Consider the following 19,766-nt stretch of genomic DNA (forward strand, 5'->3'; position numbering starts at 1 on the left):
TGAATACGTAAAAAATGAGTAACACTACAAAAGGAAGATTAGTTTCTTTAGATGCCCTGCGCGGATTTGTTATGTTTTGGATTATGAGCGGAGAACATATTGTTCATGCTCTTGCTAAAGCAGCTCCATTTCCTATTTTTATCTGGATGTCATCGCAATTGCATCATGCAGAATGGAATGGAATTACATTTTATGATATGATTTTTCCCGTGTTTTTGTTTGTTGCAGGCGTGTCAATGCCGTATTCTTTTGAAAAGAAATTGCAGGCAGCAAATGTAAAAACGCCAAGAGAACTCCCAGCTGCCGAAAAGCAGAAAATATACCTGTCAATGCTCAGACGAACTTGCATTTTGATAGTCTTAGGATTTGTAGTAAATGGATTATTACGATTTGACGGTTTAGAAAATACCCGTTTAGCAAGTGTATTGGGAAGAATAGGACTGGCTTGGTTTTTTGCCGGAATTATCTATTTGAATTTTGATCTCAAAAAGCAGCTTATTTGGTTTGCAGGTATTTTGATTGGATATTATGCAGCAATGAAATGGATTCCCGTTCCTAATTTTGGAGCTGGAGTTTTAACCAAAGAAGGTTCGCTCGAAGGTTATATTGACCGAATGTTTTTGCCGGGCAGACTGCATAGCAAGGTATATGATCCAGAAGGTTTATTATCGACAATACCAGCTGTTTCAACAGCTTTACTGGGTGTTTTTTTAGGAACATTTTTAAGAGCCAAAGACTATTTTTCGACAAACGTAAAACTGCTTTTAATGACTTTTACAGCCATTATTCTTATTCTAACCGGAATGCTGTGGGATTTTGATTTTCCAATCAACAAACATTTATGGACGAGTTCTTTTGTATGTTTTGTGGGTGGTTTCAGTATTTTGTTCTTTATCTTTTTTTATGTGATCATAGATCTGTTTGGTTTTCATAAATGGGTATTTCCTTTAATATTAATCGGATCAAATTCCATTTTAATTTACATCGCAGCCGAAGGTTTAGTCGATTTTAAACACACAGCAGATTATGTTTTTGGCGGACTAATACAATATACGCCAATTGTTTGGCAGCCTTTTTTTGCTGCTTTATCTGTAACCTTCATACAGCTTCTTTTACTTTATTTTCTCTATAAGAAGAGATGGTTTTTGAAAATTTAAAAAGAGAGTATAAAATAGAATAATAGATAATCAATAATTATTTTAACACATAGATTCATAGATTTTAGATGTTAAAAATAAGAACTCAGAAGAAACAAGTTTCTACACATAGCTATGTTTGTTTAAATAAGTGAAACGTCTTTTGCAAGTTTACAAAATCTATGAATCTATGTGTTAAAACAACTATTAACTCAATCCTGAAAATACATTTTACTATCTAACCACACAATAACCACAACATTATGAATGTATTACAACCCGCAGATTACATTGTTTTCTTTATTTATTTTGTAATTGTTACATCCTACGGAATGTACATTTACAGAAGCAAGAAAACCGCAGCAACCAGTTCTAACGAATATTTTCTGGCAGAAGGTTCTCTTACCTGGTGGGCAATTGGAGCATCATTGATTGCCTCAAATATTTCGGCAGAACATTTTATCGGTATGAGCGGTTCGGGTTTTGCTATCGGACTTGCGATTGCTTCTTACGAATGGATGTCTGCTGCTACGTTAATCATCGTGGCTATGTTTATACTGCCTATTTATCTTAAAAACAAGATTTTTACAATGCCGCAATTTCTAGCCAAAAGATACAGCGGAACAGTAAGTACAATCATGGCCATTATCTGGCTGTTAATCTATGTATTTGTCAATCTTACTTCTATCATTTATTTAGGTGCTTTGGCTATTTCTTCTATTGCTCCTGTCAGCTTTCAGTTTTGTGTTATCGGCTTGAGTTTGTTCTCTGTTATTGTTACTTTGGGCGGAATGAAGGTAATAGGATATACCGATATGTTTCAGGTTATTGTTTTAATTCTTGGCGGATTGGTAACAACTTATCTGGCTTTGACTTTACTTTCTGAGCAGTTCGGATTTGGAAAAGATATTCTAAAAGGACTTGCCGTTATTGCCGACGAGGCACCCGGACATCTGCATATGATATTAGAAAAATCAAATCCGCATTACAGCGAATTACCGGGAATGTCTGTTTTAGTTGGCGGCATGCTCATCAATAATCTCGCGTATTGGGGTTGTAATCAATATATTGTTCAGCGAGCTTTGGGAGCAGATTTAAAAACAGCTCGCAAAGGTATTTTATTTGCCGCTTTTCTAAAATTATTAGTTCCAATTATTGCCGTTCTGCCGGGTATCGCGATGTTTGTAATGCACCAAAACGGAATGTTTCAGCAGGAAATGGTAGATGCTACAGGAGTTTTAAAACCAGATCATGCCTATCCAACTTTAATGAATCTATTGCCGGCCGGACTAAAAGGTGTTGCTTTGGCGGCTTTAACCGCAGCAATTGTTGCTTCTTTGGCTGGAAAAGCAAATAGTATTTCGACTATTTTTTCTTTAGACATTTATAAAAAATATTTTAATACAGAAGCAACAGAAAAAAAACTGGTTCGCACCGGAAGATGGTGTGTTGTAGTCTGCATGATCATTGCGGCAATTGTTGCTCCGGCATTAAAAACATTAGATCAGGCGTATCAGTTTATACAGGAATATGTGGGATTCTTTTCGCCGGGCGTTTTGGCCATTTTTTTATTGGGAATGTTCTGGAAAAAAACAACTCCTTCCGCAGGATTAGCCGGCGCATTATTGACTGTACCAATTGCGGCAGTATTAAAATTCCTTCCTATGTGGACCAATGGCGCTTTTCCTGATTATCCTTTCTTAGACCGAATGAGTATTGTTTTCTTTATAATTGTATTTATTATGGTGGTTATCAGTCTTGCAAAACCTGCATCAGAACTGGAATTTGAAACGCATAAAATAGAAGTAGATAATTCGATGTTTAAAGTGTCTTCAGAGTTTATTGTTGGTTCCTTTATTATCAGCGGAGTATTAGTGGCTTTGTATACCGTTTTTTGGTAAGCTTACCAAAATTGCTCGCAAAGGCGCAAAGTTTTATAAGATAGACTTAATAGAAAAGCGACTTTGCGAGATTAAAAAATAAACCAAAAACTTTGTGCAGGTCATCTTAAACAAGGTTTTTAATAAATAAAATGAAATGAAAAAGAAATCTATAATCGCGATCCTGATTTTTTGTTTGTCCTTAACTGTTTCGGCACAAAATGTTTACGACATTAAAAAATACGGAGCAAAAGGAGATGGAAAAACAAATGATGCAGCGGCCATTCAGAAAGCAATTGATGCTTGTAGTAAAACAGGCGGAAGAGTTTTAATTCCAGCGTCGTTTACGTTTTTGGCAGGCCCATTTGATGTAAAATCAAAAGTAGAACTTCATATAGAAGCGGGAGCTAAATTACTGGCAAGTCCGGATGAAAAATTATATACTAAAAGCGCTTTTAGAACCAATCCAGGCGAAGGTACAATATGGATTGGAGGCGAAAATGTAGAGGATTTTACCATTAGCGGAAGCGGAAAAATAGACGGAAACGGAATTTCTTTTATGGGCGAAGAATTAGAGGATTCATACGTTTTAAAACCTTTTAATATTCTGGATCCGCGACCTCACGTTCTCACTATCATTGGAGGAAAAAACATCAGAATTAAAGATGTTCATATCGGAAATTCTGCGTATTGGACCATTCATTTAGTGGGCTGTAATGATGTTGTAATCAGCGGGATTACTTTATTGAATAGTTTAAAAGTCCGCAACAGCGACGGAATCGATTTGGATCATTCTAAAAATGTGAGAATCAGCGATTGTTATATTGAGAGCGGTGATGATTGTATCTGTCTTAAAAACAGAAGGGAATTTGAAGAATTTGGTGCGTGCGAAAACATTACGGTTACCAATTGTACCATGACCAGCAGCAGCTGTGCGATTAAAATTGGTTCAGAAAACATGGATGCGATCAGACAAGTCGTGTTCAATAACTGCATTATTAAAAACAGCAACCGGGCGTTAGGAATCCAAAATAGAGATGAAGGAACTGTAAGCGACGTTATTTTTTCTAATATTATTATCGAAAGTAAATTAACTACAGACACTTGGTGGGGAAAAGCAGAACCTATTTATGTGACGGCTTACAGCAGAGCAAAAGGGAATCATAAAGATGCCAACTGGCGTTTTCCAAAAGGTGCAACAGAGGGGAAAGTTGGTGAAATAAAAAACATCTATTTTTCTAATATTCAATGTACAAGCGAAAATGGTGTGTACGTAAGCGGCGAATCAAAAGATAAAATTAATAATATTGTGTTTGATAATGTGAGTGTTTTTATTGATAAAATAACAGCGCATCCCGGGGGAGTATATGACAGACGTCCTTCTAATCTGGAAGGTTTTGTAAAAGGAAGCACTTCTGGATTTTATTTTGATTCGGCAGAACGTATAAAAGTTCAGAATTGCACCGTACAATGGGGAAAAAATAAACCGGACTATTTTAAATATGCAGTTGAAAGTAAAAATGTAGATTCATTGATTATTACTAATTTAGACGGACAATCGGCTTTTCCTGCTAAATTAGAGGCAGTCAAAAAATAAGAAGTTCATTCTAAAACTATGAAAAATAATATCCTTACCAAATTTACCATTTGCAGCTTGTTATTGAGCGGTGTTTATGCAAATGCTCAAAAAACAACTTTAGAAGTTGATGCAGCGAACACGATTACTAAAATTCAGCCCACTATGTTCGGTTTGTTTTTTGAAGATATCAATTTTGCTGCAGACGGCGGTTTGTATGCCGAAATGATTAAAAACAGATCTTTTGAATTTGATAAACCCTTGATGGGATGGGAACAGCCTAATACAAAAAGATCCTCTTTAAACAAAGAATCGGGGAGTGCGACGCCAATTAAACTCTCAGAAAATAAAACCAATTCTAATTTTTGCCGGGTAGAGGTAAACAATGCCAAAGGATATTCCTTAATTAATGAAGGATTTAGGGGAATGGGAGTAAAGAAAGATTCAAAATACAATCTTTCTTTAAAAGCGGCCAATCAGAATGGCGGCATCAAAAAAATCATTATTCAGTTTATTGATAAAGATCAGAAAGTGATTGGAGAAACCAGTATTGTTCCAAAATCTGATCAATGGACAAATTATACGGCACAAATTACAGCAAATCAGACCGAAGCAAAAGCAAAGTTAAAATTAACCTTTGAAGGAACTGGAACGATCGATTTAGATATGATTTCGCTGTTTCCCGAAGATACTTGGAAAAACAGAAAAAATGGTCTTCGCAAAGATCTTGTACAGCTTTTGTATGATATGAAACCTGGTTTTTTGCGTTTTCCCGGAGGTTGTATTGTAGAAGGAAGAACATTGTCTGACCGTTATCAGTGGAAAAAATCGGTAGGAAATGTTGAAGAGAGAAAAACGATGATGAATCGCTGGAATGTAGAATTCAACCACAAATTAACTCCAGATTATTTTCAAAGTTTTGGATTAGGATATTTTGAATATTTTCAGCTTTCAGAAGATATTGGAGCAGAACCGCTGCCAATCTTAAGCTGCGGAATGGCTTGTCAATATAATACAGGAGAATTAGCTCCGATAGATGAACTTGATCCATATGTTCAGGATGCTTTGGATTTGATTGAATTTGCCAATGGTGCTGTTACCACAACTTGGGGAAAAATGCGCTCTGATATGGGACATCCGAAACCTTTTAATCTAAAATATATTGGAGTTGGAAATGAGCAGTGGGGACCAGATTATATCGACAGATACAAAGTTTTTGAGAAGGCAATAAAAGCAAAATATCCAAATATCATTATTGTATCAGGAAGCGGTCCTTCGCCAGACGGTGAGCATTTTGATTATGCTATGGAAGAACTTAAAAAACTGAATGCAGAATTGGTAGACGAGCATTATTACAAAAGTCCGCAATGGTTTAGAGAAAATGCAGGACGCTATGATAATTACGACAGAAAAGGACCAAAAATATTTGCAGGAGAATATGCGGCTCAAAGTGTTTCGGGAGCAAATCCTAACAATAGAAACAATTGGGAATGCGCTTTTTCTGAAGCTGCTTTTATGACAGGTTTGGAAAGAAATGCGGCAGTGGTTCATCTTACTTCTTATGCTCCTTTAATGGCTCATGAAGATGCCTGGCAGTGGACACCAGATATGATTTGGTTTAATAATTTGGAATCTTATGGTTCGGCAAATTATTATGTACAGCAATTATTTTCAACCAATAAAGGAACAGATTTATTGAGTATTACCAAAGAAGGAAAACCTTTAACGGGACAAAATAATTTGTATGCATCGGCGGTAAAAGATGCAGACAGCAAGGAAATAATTATAAAATTGGTCAATACAGCGACAACGCCTCAAGATGTTAACCTCGATCTAAAAGGAGCAAAATTAGGTTCAAAAGGAACGATTATAAATCTTGCCAGTTCCAATGTACAAGATGAGAATACTTTTGCAGATCCTAAAAAAATAAGTCCAAAACAAAGCGAATATAAAATAACGAAAGGGAAACAAGAATTGACTCTTCCTGCTTATTCGGTAACGGTTTTAAAACTTAAAATGATTTAAAAAAGAATTCATTCTGATGATCTTCCAACTAAAATAAAAATACATGTTGTACAGTTTTCTAAAAAAATATCTTTTCTTGTTTTGTATGCTGATGGGATCCTATATCCATGCACAGCAGGATTTAAAACTTCAATATAACCAGCCGGCAGTAGAATGGACGGAAGCGCTCCCAATTGGAAACGGAACTCTTGGCGCAATGATTTTTGGACGTGTGGATACCGAATTAATTCAGCTGAACGAAGCTACTTTGTGGAGCGGTGGACCGGTGCAGAAAAATGTAAATCCAAATGCTTTTAAAAACCTTGCTCTGATCAGAGATGAACTTAAGAAGGAAAATTATCAAAAAGCGTATGACCTGACTAAAAACATGCAGGGGGCTTACAGTGAAAGTTTTATGCCATTGGGAGATCTTATTCTGACACAGGATTTTGGCGGACATAAACCAGATTTGTACAACCGAAGCCTTGATATACAAACAGGACTGGCGGTAACTAATTTTAAAATTGACGGTGTACAATACAAAAGAGAACTATTTGCTTCGGCGCCGGCGCAGTGTATTATAATTAAACTTTCGGCTGATCAATTGAAAAAACTTTCTGTTACAATTGATGCAGGGAGTCTCTTAAAAAACGAAAAAATAATACAAAATCAGTCTTTGGTTTTAAAAGGAAAAGCGCCTTCACACTCAGATCCTAATTATATTGATTACAATAAAGAACCTGTTATTTACACCGATACAACTGGATGCAGAGGCATGCGTTTTGAATTAATTATTAAACCGATTGTAAAAGATGGTGCGGTAAGTTACGAGGGAAATAAATTAGTGATTAAAAATGCAAGTGAGATTATACTTTTCGTTTCGGCAGCAACGAGTTTCAATGGTTTTGATAAATGCCCGGACAGTGAAGGAAAAGACGAACATAAATTTGCAGAAATTCCAATTAAAAAAGCAACGGGTAAAAAATATGATAATTTATTAAAAGAACATGTTGCAGATTTTCAGCATTTCTTCAACAGGGTTTCTTTAAAATTGAATGAAAAAGAAACCAATAAATCCAATCTGGCGACTGACGAAAGGCTGATGCAATATGCTAAAGGAGAGAAAGATTCCGGCCTTGAAGCGCTGTTCTTTCAATATGGTCGTTATTTACTAATTTCTTCATCCCGTACGCATAACGTTCCTGCGAACCTGCAGGGAATTTGGAATAATAAACTTCGTGCGCCATGGAGCAGTAATTACACGACCAACATCAATTTGCAGATGAATTACTGGCCTGTAGAATCGGGAAGTTTATCTGAATTGTTTTTTCCGCTTGACGAATTCATTAAAAATGTTTCGGTAACAGGAGCAGAAACGGCCAAAAGTTTTTATCACGCGAGCGGATGGGTGCTGCACCATAATTCAGACATTTGGGCGGCCACAAACCCTGTAGGTGATTTTGGAAAAGGAGATCCTATGTGGGCCAACTGGTATATGGGAGCCAACTGGCTGAGCAGGCATTTATGGGAACATTATCAATATACGGGAGACAAAGCATATCTTAAAAAAGTCTATCCAATTATAAAAGGTGCTGCACAATTTAGTTTAGACTGGCTTCAGGAAGATCAGAATGGTTATTTGGTAACGATGCCTTCTACTTCGCCGGAAAATAAATATTATTATGATGGAAAAAAGCAGGGAACAGTAACCACAGCTTCTACCATGGATATTGCTATTATCAAAGATTTATTTGAAAATACCAGAGAAGCATCTAAAGTTCTTGACATTGATTCTGAATTCAGACAAACTCTCGATAAAGCTTCGTCAAAATTATTTCCTTTTAAAATAGGAAGTAAAGGACAGCTTTTAGAATGGTATAAGGATTTTGAAGAAGAAGATCCGCATCACAGACATACCTCTCATCTTTACGCACTGCATCCGGCAGATTTAATATCGCCTCTTAAAACACCAGAACTCGCCGCGGCTGCAAAACGCACCTTAGAACTACGTGGTGACGACGGTACGGGATGGAGTCTTGCCTGGAAAGTAAATATGTGGGCTCGACTTTTGGACGGAAATCACGCTTACAAGCTCTTTAAAAATCAGCTTAGACTTACCAAAGACAATGATTCTGAATATAGCGGACATGGCGGTTGTTATCCTAATCTGTTTGATGCTCATCCGCCTTTTCAAATTGACGGCAATTTTGCAGGAACCGCCGGAGTAATCGAGATGCTGATGCAAAGTCAGAATAAAGAAATCCAGCTGCTTCCTGCTCTGCCAGATTCTTGGTCAGAGGGCGAAATTAAAGGTATTACGGCTAAAGGAAATTTTATTGTAGATATAAACTGGAACGGAGGCAAAATGATTCATTCAAAAATTCTATCTAAAAACGGCGGAACTTGTACGGTGAGATCGGCTGAGCCTTTTATAATTGAGAAACTGAATTTAAAAAGCAAAAAATCGGCAATAGGTTATACCGTTGTTTTCGAAACTAAAAAAGAAGAATCTTATATACTAAAACCGATAAATTAGATTTAAAGATAAACCCGTTGTGCGTAATTAGTAAAAAGATAATTTAACACATAGAAGCATAGATTTTTTAGTATTTAGAAAAGATAATTTTAAAAAATCTTGATTTTCGCACATAGCTATGTTTGTTAATACAAGTAAAACGCCTTTTATAAGTATGCAAAATCTATGCTTCTATGTGTTAAAATAATTACACTTAACAGGCAGGTTGGAACATAAAAAGTATGTTCGAGCCGTAATATAATATTCAAAGAGTTAGAATGTTTGTAAAAACATTTTAGCTCTTTTTTTATTGATTTTTATTTTGAACAGTCTTTAAACGCAACGTTCCAGTGCTATCTTTTTTAATGTATTCGGCTTTAAAAAACATTTAAAGCTCTAATTAATGCTGTCCATTTAGAAAAATTCTTACACGGTTTAAAATTTTGTATTGACTTTAAGTATTTGTATTACAGTATTTTGAATTTTTGTAATACATTTAATTAACATTTTTTTTTCAAAAAATACAGTTAAAATTTTGGTTTTGAATTTTTTAATTTACCTTTGTTCTATCAAATTAGTAGAATATAAAAATAGTTATTAAATAAGGATTAAAGACTCAAAGAGATTTCATTTTTAAACATGCCGAAACCATTAAGTAATTGAGAGCTTACTAGTTATCGCTGTTAAAATCCTTCACCCTAATTCACACAAATTTTTTAATAAGACCGCTCCTTAATTTTAGGGTCGAAATCTTATAGAATCAATTCAAATAATAATAATTCAAAATAAGTATAAATGAAGAAACGAATGTGTTGCAGATAAAAAAAAACCATTCCTGTTCCAGCAGAAATGGCGAAGCTTAAAGAAATTGTACATCTCTATAAGGAAAGCGAGAATGGTTATCCATTTGAGGCTCACCTTATTTATTAAACTAAAACAAAGTAATGAAAAAAAAATTAAATATATATACATGGTTATGTATTTTGTTGATTTCCATAGGGGTTAAAGCTCAAGAAACGAAACCTTTAATCCAGTCAAAACTTGAAGGAATCGTACTAGATGCTGCTACAAAAGAGCCTGTTATTGGGGCTTCAGTAAATATTAAAGGAACTACACATGGAGTTTTAACAGATTTTGATGGAAAGTTTTATTTCCAAACAGGACAAAAACTTCCTTATACGCTGATAGTAAGTTTTCTGGGATATAAAAAAGTAGAAACTGTAGTTAGTGAAAATTCGGTTGTCATTAATCTTACTCAGGAACCGAATGCGCTGTCAGAAGTTGTAGTTACTGCGCTGGGTATTTCAAAAGAGAAAAAATCTTTAGGATATACTACACAGTCACTTAAGAACAAAGAAATAGCAGATACAAAAGAAACCAATTTTCTAAATAGTCTTTCTGGTAAACTGGCAGGAGTACGCATCACCAATTCGCAGGGAGATATGGGATCTTCACGTATTATTATTCGTGGAGAAACTTCTATATCTGGAAACAACCAGCCCTTATTTGTGGTAGATGGAATCCCTGTTGATAATTCTCAGTTGAATACTGTTGGCGGTGCTAGTGCTTCTAGAGACTTTAGAAATGCTGTTGCCGATTTGAATCCTCAGGATATTGAAACATTAACAGTATTAAAAGGGCCTAATGCTGCAGCTCTTTATGGTTCTCGTGCGGCACATGGTGTTGTTTTGATTACTACAAAATCAGGAAAAGGAAATAATGGACTGGGTGTAACCTTTAATACAGGTGTAACAATCTCTCAAGTGGCTACTTTACCTAAATTTCAAAATGGATACGGACAAGGTTCAAACGGATTGTTTAGCTATGTAGACGGTAAAGGAGGGGGAATTAATGATGGAGTTGATGAAAGCTGGGGACCTAAATTGGACGGGCGTCTTATTCCGCAATTTTATTCAAACGGTCAGGCAGTTCCTTTTGTGGCGCATCCTAATAATGTAAAAGATTATTTTAATACAGGGATTACGCTTGATAATAGTATTTCTGTGGCTCAATCGAGTGACAAAGCAGATTTTCGTTTAGGAGTAAATAATCAAAAACAGACTGGAGTAGTACCTAATAGTGAAATAAACAAAACAAACTTTACGGTCAACACTAATTATCAAATATCTAAAAATGTAAAAGTTGGTGTAACTGCAAACTACATTGTTACAGATGCTCCAGCGCTGCCGGGTGGTCCATCGGGCGGACGTGCTGCGGGTGTAATGCTTCAATTTATTTGGTTCGGACGTCAGGTAGATATCGATCAGCTTAGAAATAACAGAAATGTTAACTGGAACAACAGTTATTACAGCAATCCGTATTGGAACGCTTATTATAATACTACAAGTCAGCAGCGTAACCGTATAATTGGTGATATCCATTTGGATGCAAAGCTTGCTGAGGGACTTAATTTTAAATTCCGTACAGGAGTCGATTATTATAACGATCGTAGAAAATATACAATTAAATACGGTACAAACGGAACTCCTTTCGGGTCGTATGCTGAAGATGCTTATACAGTAAGCGAAAGAAATACAGAAGGTATTTTTACCTACACTAAAAAACTAAGTGATGATTTTAGTCTGGATGCTCTTGGCGGATTCAATATTCGTAACCACAGCGATGCCAACAATTATCAAAAAGCACCACGTCTGGCAGTTCCGGATTTATATACGTTGACCAATTCAAGAGATCCGTTAACGTCATCTAACTCATTATCGAGATTGAGAGTTTATAGTGCATATGCATCAGCACAACTGGGGTATAGAAATTACGCTTACTTAAATCTTACGGCTCGTAATGACTGGTCGTCGACTTTACCAAGCAGCAACAGATCTTATTTTTATCCTTCTGTTAATGGTAGTTTAGTCTTATCAGAAGCGTTAAATTTAAAAGGTAATACATTAGATTTGTTAAAGTTACGTGCGGGATGGTCTGAAGTTGGTAACGATGCAGATCCGTATCAATTGTCTACGGTTTATAATTTTCAAACTGCATTTGACGGAAATCCGATTCAAACCTCTTCTCAAAAGAAACTCAATGAAAACTTGAAACCGGAAACTACTCGTTCTACCGAATTAGGTTTGGAAGCTTCTTTCTGGAAAAACAGATTACATTTTGATTTTGCTTATTATAACACCAATAGTTTTGACCAGATTCTGGAAATAAAAACTACTGCTTCGAGCGGTTATAATTCGCAATTAATTAATGCAGGTAAAATAAATAATAATGGTATAGAAATTCAATTGGATGGAAGCCCTATTCAAACTGAAAAGTTTAAATGGAATGTGGGTGTAAATTATTCTAAGAATACAAGCAAAGTAGAGGTTCTGGATTATGATAAACAGATTCAAAACTACACTATTGGTTCTACAGGAGGTGTTGATGTACTGGCATCTGTAGGACAACCTTACGGCGCACTTTATGGTACAGCTTATCTTCGTGATGCAAATGGAAATATTGTTGTAGACAGCAAAGGACTTCCAAGAGCAGATTCGCAAAAGAAAGTTTTAGGACATTATACTCCGGACTTTATTGGTGGAATTACAAATACGTTGACTTATAAAAATATTGAATTATCATTTCTTGTTGATGCAAGCGTAGGTGGAGAAATTTTTTCCGGAACAAACAGAACCGGTACTTACACTGGTGTACTGGCAGAAACTCTTGCAGGTCGTGATGCAGCAAATGGCGGATTAAGTTACTATAATGTGGGAACTACAAAAACCTTACTTACAGGAGCTGCTCCAAATGGAACAACAGTATATGATAACGGAGTTATTTTTGATGGAGTATTTGCAGATGGAACTCCTAATAATCAGATAATTACTGCGCAGGAATATCATAAAGCGTCTTACAATATCAGCGAAGCTTTTATTTATAGTTCAACTTTTGTAAAACTAAGAGAAATAAAACTGGCATATAATTTTAATAAGTCATTTGCTAAAAAACTTGGATTGCAGGGAGCTAGTATTACTGCTGTAGGCCGCAATCTTTTCTTTATCTATAAAGATGCACCAAATATTGATCCTGAAACAGCTTTCAATACCGGAAATGCACAAGGATTGGAGAGTTTATCTCTGCCAACTACCAGAAATTTCAGTCTTAATGTTAATCTTAAATTTTAAAACACAGAATCATGCTTAAAAAACTTTCCTATATAACGTTGTTTGCATTGACATTGAGTTCTTGCAGCGATACCTTGGATGATATTAACAAAAATCCAAACGCAACCGAAACACCATTGCCGCCATACTTGTTAACAGGAACCTTAAAACAAGGTGCTGACTTGTACTGGGGTTCAGAAAATAACTTTAACTCGTCTTTGCTGTTTGTGCAGCATTGGGCTAAAATTCAATATACAGAACCAGACCGATTTGATGTATCGAACACTTCTTTTACTTCTTTGTGGAATACAGGATATGCAACTCTGATTACAGATCTGAACACGATTCTGAATTTTTCTGATGCAGAGGCAAATCCAAATTACAAAGGAATTGCACTAACACTTCGTTCATGGACATTTTTATTGCTTACAGATGCCTACGGAAGTATTCCTTATAAAGAAGCAGGTCAAAAAGTAACACCAGCATATAATACTCAAAAGGAAGTTTACACAGGACTCCTTGAAGATTTAAAACAAGCCCAATCATTATTAAATACAGCGAGCGGGACTGTAACAGGTGATTTGGTTTATAAAGGAGATATTTCTAAATGGAAAAAGCTCGTGAATTCACTTCGTTTGCGTATAGCGTTGAAAATTTCAGATAAAGAACCTGCTTTGGCTAAACAGGCTGCGATTGATGCAACTACAGATGCAGCGGGAGTATTCAGCAGTAATAATGATACTTTTAAGTTTACTTACATCAGTTCGCCTCAGCAAAATCCAGCTTCTGCCTGGTTTGAAACGCGTGATGATTTTCGTATTTCAAAAACATTAGTTGATAAATTAACAGAATTATCAGATCCTCGTCTGCCTGTTTATGCACAGCTTCCATCAGATGCAAGTGTAGGGAAATATGTAGGAGGCGGTAACGGATTATCAAACAGTGATGCCAACAGCCAGGGTTTTGCTAAAACATCCAAACCGGGTACTTACTTCCTGACATCGGCATCGCCTGCTGTAATTGTTTCGTATTCCGAAGTGCTTTTTAATCTTTCTGAAGCAGTCGCTCGTGGTTATATTGCCGGAGATGCAGAACAGCTTTACAATAGTGCGATTACGGCATCATTGAATCAATTTGGTATTACCAATACTGCCACTATAGCAGCTTATCTTAATCAGGCAAGTGTAAAGTACGATGCGACAAATTATGCCAAATCGATAGGTACACAAAAATGGATCGCATTCTACGGACAAGGTCTTGACGCTTTTGCAGAATGGAGAAGACTGGATTATCCGGTATTAACAGCTGGTCCGGCTTCAGTTCTGGAAGGAAAAATACCTTCGCGTTTCTTTTATCCAGGTACAGAGCAATCATTAAATGGAAAAAGTTACCAAGCAGCAGTTTCTATTCAGGGAAAAGATCTGCTGACTACAAAACTGTGGTTTGATGCAAAATAAGATCATTCCGAAAGGAGTAAATTAAATACTAAACAAAAAAAAGCTAAATCGTAAGATTTAGCTTTTTTTTGTTTGATACTGAAGAAATTTACATTGTAACCCGACTAATCTCTTTTGATAAAAACCATTGATTATTTTTTTTGGAATATACTTCAACAATTCCACAACCTATGGAATAATAAATTAGCGCTTTATCTTTCTCTTCATTGAAAACCAAAAAAATAATTGTCATCAGCTCAGAATTATTAAAATTCCTTGTAAAATATTCATTAAAGTTAGCATTAGGGTTTTTTCTTTTATACTTATAAAAATTTTCAAAATCAAAAACCTTGTAGGTATCCAACACTGCAGGTCTTTTATTGGCAATAGAGTTTTTAGGAATACTTTGTAGTATTATATTTTTTTTTAAATAAGTTGTATCAACTTGACTATCTTCAATCCAGTATTTAAGAGCTAGAGAATCACCGTAAGCTACATATTTAATTTTTTTGAAGTTGTAAACATTTGTTTTAAGGTTAATAAAATTTTCAAAAAAATGATCTATTTCTTCTTGTTCAGTTTTTTGATAAAAATTACTATGATTGCAGCCAAAAATTATAAAAACAATTAAATAAAAAGTACATTTAATCATACGAAGGAAACTTTATATTAATACTATTTATGTTGAATGTAAGTGTTTATTTTTTACAAAAACTAATGAAATTTTGAGGTTGAGTAAACTAGGAAAGATATTCGCGAAATTGCTTGTAAATAAATTTTTAACAAATGAACCAAATAAATAAAATAACTAGAAATTGTTTTTTCAAATTACTCTTTATTAATGTCTTTTTAATACTGCTTTATCAGCTTAATCAGCCGCTTTGTGAACCTTGCATTAGTGTAAACGATTGTCCTCCATGTATTTCGGGAGAACAGTATTTTATAATTTATTTCGGAATATTATTAAATATTTTATTTAGTGTCTATTGTATTTATAAAAATAAAAGGTAGTGTAATATAAAGGAAATTAAATCAATTTAATTTATTAAATCCAATCCTTAAAAATGAATTATTTAAGAGATTCGATAATTTTTTCTCTATGAGTAATTCCCCAATTTACTAAAGTTTCTGTAACAGGCAGAACAGATTTTCCGTATTCGGTAATAGCGTAAACTACCGTTACGGGTTTTGTATCTTGTGCAGCCCTGCTGATCAGTAAATTGATTTCTAGTTCTTTAAGTTCTTTGCTGAGCATTTTGGCCGAAATGCCATCGATCTCGCGCTGCATTTTTTTAAAATGAATAACCTGATGCGTTCTATTGGTTAAAAATCGTAGAATCATCAATTTCCATTTACCGCCCAAAACATCAAGACTGTCTCGCATTGCCATAAGTTCTTCAGAACAATTGGCTTCTCTAAGTACTCCGTTATCGTTAATTTTTGCCATACTAGTTTCTCTTTGGTAACCGGTTACCTCCAGTTAACCCATAACAAAAATAAAATATTGCGTTCATACTTTTGTATAATATAACAATAAAAATGAAAGCAGTTGTATTACAGGAAAATCATGAATTTAGATTGGAGACAGTAGAAATTCCACATCCGGAACCACATCAAATTCAGGTTAAGATTGCGGCTTCAGGTTTTAATCCCATAGATTATCAAATGATGGAATATGGCTCAGAAAGAAAGCTTTTGCATTCGCCAATTCTCGGCCGTGAATTTTCTGGAATTATAACTGCAGTCGGAAAAAATGTAACCGATTTTAAAATTGGAGATGCCGTTTTTTGCGGTTCAGGAAGCATGGGGTCCAACGGAACTTACGCAGAATATATTTGTGTTCCTGAGACAATTGCAGTAAAAAAGCCTGAAAATATTTCTTTTGAGCAGGCAGCGGCAATTCCATCGGCAGGACTTACAGCTTTACAGTCTTTTAACCGAATGAATGCTGCTAAAACCGATTCGATATTGATTACCGGAGGCGCAGGCGGTGTTGGAGCTATGCTGATAAAACTGCTTATTTCTAATGGTTTTAATGATTTTTTGGTCACAGCAGGAAATCCGGTTAGTATTTATTCTTTAATTGCTCTTGGAGTAACACCAAATCAAATTATCAATTATAAAAAGGAAGAAATATACACAGCAGCACTTTCTTTAAACGAAAATAAAAAGTTTGATATTATAGTTGATTTGGTTGGAAACGAAATTGCAGAAACTGCCGCTAAACTTTTAAAAATAAACGGTAGATATATCGATGTAACGAATTTTTTGACACCAGAATCCCGTAACATTCTTTTTTCCAGAGGAGCTTCAATTCATGCTATTTCTAATTACGCTTACGGACTTGAAAAACGATATGAATATTATAAAAATGGTTTAAGCCAATTAGCAAAGCTGCTGCAAGACGAGATCATTACGCCTCCTGCTGTTTCTATAGTGGGAGAATTGAATACAGCTACAGTCGAAAAGGCACTTAAAATATTGCGAGAAAACAAAACACAAGGAACAAAATTAATAATGCAGATTCAGACCCTATGAGAACAATACCAAGAAGAATCGTAACAGGTTTACGCGACGGAAAATCGATTATAGAACAAGATGCAGTGGTAAACAATGTGTCGGAGCATTTTCCGGGATTGATTATTTCTGATATCTGGTCAACCGATACTGTACCGGCAGAATTTGAGGAAAAGATTATTGAAAATACTGCTTTTCCTAATACACCCAAAAATGGCAGTTATTTTCGATATGTACAGATTCCGCCTGATCAGGATTTAGGAATTACCGCTCTAGAAGGTCAGCCTCATCCGTTGATGCATCAAACGAATACTTTGGATTATATCATTATTTTATCGGGCGAAATTTACTTAATTGTTGATGAAGAAGAAACTTTATTGCAGGCAGGAGATATTGTAATTCAGCGTGGTACCAATCATGCCTGGAGTAATCGCTCTAATCTTCCCTGCATACAGCTGGCAGTATTGCTGGATGCAGAAAAACGGCTGAACAATTACGATTATTTAAGAACGTGTCGAATCAAATAATTTTCTTTTTCCGAATAAGACAAACAAAATACTTTTTACTTTTTCCTCCAGAGCTGTACGCAGAATCGAAAATGCCTTTGTAATCTGTGCTTCGACAGTTTTTATGGAAACATCCAAATGTTCGGCAATTTCAATATTGGTCAAACCTTCTTTTTTGCTTAAAATAAAAACCTCTCTGCATTTTGGCGGTAAATTCTGAATCTCTTTGTTTACAGCGCTTAAAACCCTTTGAAAAGCTTCTGAATCCTCTTCCTGAACGATTCCGTTTAAGGCATCATAATAAGATTTCTCCAAAGAAAACAAAGACTGGTTTTTTCGGTATAAATCGATAAACTCGTTGTAAACCAGTTTATAAAGAAAACTTTTTAAGGAATGATCTGTTTTTAATCTGGTACGCTGTTCCCAAATCTTGATAAAAACATTCTGAACAATATCTTCTGCACTGTAAACATTCTTTACTAGACTGTTGGCATACACACAAAGTTTATGATGATAAGTTTCTATGAGATAGTTATACGCTTTTTCATCTCCATTTCGAAGAGATTCTATTAAATCCTCATTGTTGTAAGCGCCATTTATCATAGAAACAAATATATAAATTATAATTTCTAAGGTTAATGTTGACTGCTTATTTCATTCAAATTCTCCTGTTTTTCTAATTTCTATTTGAAAATTATTACAAATAAAAGGTTCAGGAAATGCGTCTAAAAATCATCTATCTTATAATTTCTATCAAATTAGTAGTGTTTATTGAAAGAAAAGACTTGTCAAAAATAAAAAATTCAGTAAAATGAAAAAAACTTTATCAAATTGTTAGGGTTTTGTTTTTTGGCTTCGTAATAATATTAAAAATAACTAAAATGACAGTAAAAAAGTCAGAGCGACTAATTGTTAAATTTATCACAAATCAAGCCACTAAAGATGAAATTGAAGAACTTACAGAGTGGTTAAAAAAGGATGAAAATCAAATTGTATTTAAGGATTTTGTAAAAACCAATTATGCAGTTGATTCGGTCATGAATAAATTTGACTCTGCCGAAATAAAAAAACATTTATCGGAAAGAATAGCGAAGGAGAATACCGTTTTTTATAAAAGGAGATTTTCTTCTTACTATAAATATGCAGCGATTTTGATTGCAGCTTTGGGTGGATTTTATTTTTATAATAATTCAGATTTAGCGTCAGCGAAGAAAAATGTTATTATTCCGAGAGAAGAAGAAATTGTGCTGCAATTGGATAACAATTTAGAAAAAGAAATCGATACTGCTGCCGTACAAGATATTACAGACCAGAATGGAAACTTAATTGGGAAACTGAACAAAAACAGATTGGTATACAACAGTTCAAAAGCATATGGAAAGCTGGTATATAATACAATTAAAATTCCGTACGGTAAAAAGTTTGAAGTCCAATTATCAGACGGAACAGTTGTGTATTTAAACGCCGGAACTTCGTTAAAATATCCTGTGCAGTTTGTTGACAGTCAAGATCGTAAAGTTTTTTTAGCTGGTGAAGCTTATTTCGAAGTTTCTAAAGATAAAAAACATCCGTTTACAGTAAATGCACAGCAAGTGAGCGTTGAAGTTTTAGGAACCAAATTTAATGTCAATTCGTATGATGAAAATGTAAGCACCGATATCGTTTTGACAGAAGGTAAAGTTTTGCTTTATAAAGATCAAAAGGAAAATCGGGTGTTTTTAAATCCAGGTTTTAAAGGTTCGAATATAAAAGGACAGACCAAATTTGAAATCGAGCAGGTCAATACAAATTATTATACAGCTTGGGTCAAAGGAAGTCTGGTTTTTAAAAATGAATCTTTTGATCAGATTATTAAAAAACTGGAACGAAGGTATAATGTAACCTTCGTCAATAAAAACAAAGCACTCGGAAAAGAAATTTTTAATGCCAGTTTTGATAACGAACCTATCGAAGTAGTATTAAAATATTTCAGCGACAGTTATGCCATTGACTACATCATTGACAGAGATAGAATTATAATTGATAATTGACAATTCACAATTGACAATTCACAATTCACAATTGACAATTGATAATTTATAATTGACAAT

General features: G+C 34.8%; 13 protein-coding genes. 10 read left to right on the top strand and 3 right to left on the bottom strand.

Going from position 1 to position 19,766, the window contains the following annotated elements; all coding sequences use genetic code 11:
* The first annotated feature begins 14 nt into the window (after positions 1-14).
* The 7 genes from B0A68_RS21220 to B0A68_RS21250 all read left to right on the top strand — a co-directional run bounded on the left by B0A68_RS21220 (position 15) and on the right by B0A68_RS21250 (position 14,674).
* Positions 15-1,157: an acyltransferase family protein gene (locus B0A68_RS21220; RefSeq protein WP_035689967.1), complete on the top strand. Its 1,143-nt coding sequence runs from the start codon at positions 15-17 to the stop codon at positions 1,155-1,157.
* Between the two features lie 242 nt (positions 1,158-1,399).
* On the top strand, positions 1,400-3,037 hold the full coding sequence (locus B0A68_RS21225) for a sodium/sugar symporter (RefSeq protein ID WP_035689968.1): 1,638 nt from the start codon (positions 1,400-1,402) through the stop codon (positions 3,035-3,037).
* Positions 3,038-3,173: 136 nt separating this feature from the next.
* A complete protein-coding gene (locus B0A68_RS21230; RefSeq protein WP_035689969.1) occupies positions 3,174-4,613 on the top strand; it encodes a glycoside hydrolase family 28 protein in 1,440 nt (479 codons plus the stop codon).
* An 18-nt stretch (positions 4,614-4,631) separates the two neighbouring features.
* Entirely contained in the window at positions 4,632-6,617 is a 1,986-nt protein-coding gene (locus B0A68_RS21235; RefSeq protein ID WP_035689970.1) for an alpha-L-arabinofuranosidase C-terminal domain-containing protein, read from the top strand.
* A 43-nt stretch (positions 6,618-6,660) separates the two neighbouring features.
* Positions 6,661-9,132, top strand: a complete 2,472-nt coding sequence (locus B0A68_RS21240; RefSeq protein ID WP_035689971.1) for a glycoside hydrolase family 95 protein — start codon at positions 6,661-6,663, stop codon at positions 9,130-9,132.
* A gap of 923 nt (positions 9,133-10,055) precedes the next feature.
* Positions 10,056-13,238 (top strand): SusC/RagA family TonB-linked outer membrane protein, encoded by a 3,183-nt coding sequence (locus B0A68_RS21245; RefSeq protein ID WP_035689973.1) that lies wholly within the window; start codon positions 10,056-10,058, stop codon positions 13,236-13,238.
* Positions 13,239-13,249: 11 nt separating this feature from the next.
* Positions 13,250-14,674, top strand: coding sequence for a SusD/RagB family nutrient-binding outer membrane lipoprotein (locus B0A68_RS21250; RefSeq protein WP_035689975.1), 1,425 nt, complete (start codon positions 13,250-13,252; stop codon positions 14,672-14,674).
* An 88-nt stretch (positions 14,675-14,762) separates the two neighbouring features.
* Here the strand turns inward: B0A68_RS21250 and B0A68_RS21255 are convergent, their stop codons facing one another.
* Positions 14,763-15,305: a hypothetical protein gene (locus tag B0A68_RS21255; RefSeq protein WP_035689977.1), complete on the bottom strand. Its 543-nt coding sequence runs from the start codon at positions 15,303-15,305 to the stop codon at positions 14,763-14,765.
* Between the two features lie 417 nt (positions 15,306-15,722).
* Entirely contained in the window at positions 15,723-16,100 is a 378-nt protein-coding gene (locus B0A68_RS21260) for a winged helix-turn-helix transcriptional regulator (RefSeq protein WP_035689978.1), read from the bottom strand.
* Positions 16,101-16,192: 92 nt separating this feature from the next.
* On the opposite strand from B0A68_RS21260, the gene B0A68_RS21265 reads away from it, so the two are divergent.
* Together B0A68_RS21265 and B0A68_RS21270 are read left to right on the top strand one after the other, a co-directional pair.
* Entirely contained in the window at positions 16,193-17,191 is a 999-nt protein-coding gene (locus tag B0A68_RS21265; protein ID WP_035689980.1) for a quinone oxidoreductase family protein, read from the top strand.
* Positions 17,188-17,697 carry a cupin domain-containing protein gene (locus B0A68_RS21270; protein ID WP_035689982.1) on the top strand — a complete coding sequence of 170 codons (510 nt, stop codon included), beginning with the start codon at positions 17,188-17,190 and terminating at the stop codon, positions 17,695-17,697. The genes B0A68_RS21265 and B0A68_RS21270 overlap by 4 nt, the downstream gene beginning before the upstream one ends.
* Here B0A68_RS21270 and B0A68_RS21275 read toward each other — a convergent pair.
* Positions 17,674-18,279: an RNA polymerase sigma factor gene (locus B0A68_RS21275; protein ID WP_035689983.1), complete on the bottom strand. Its 606-nt coding sequence runs from the start codon at positions 18,277-18,279 to the stop codon at positions 17,674-17,676. The two genes, B0A68_RS21270 and B0A68_RS21275, sit on opposite strands and share 24 nt — an antisense overlap.
* A 278-nt stretch (positions 18,280-18,557) precedes the next feature.
* Between B0A68_RS21275 and B0A68_RS21280 the strand changes: the two genes are divergently transcribed.
* Positions 18,558-19,706, top strand: coding sequence for a FecR family protein (locus B0A68_RS21280; protein ID WP_035689984.1), 1,149 nt, complete (start codon positions 18,558-18,560; stop codon positions 19,704-19,706).
* The last annotated feature ends 60 nt before the right edge of the window (positions 19,707-19,766 follow it).

Source organism: Flavobacterium reichenbachii (genome assembly GCF_002217435.1).
In the GTDB taxonomy this organism is placed as follows: Bacteria; Bacteroidota; Bacteroidia; order Flavobacteriales; family Flavobacteriaceae; genus Flavobacterium; species Flavobacterium reichenbachii.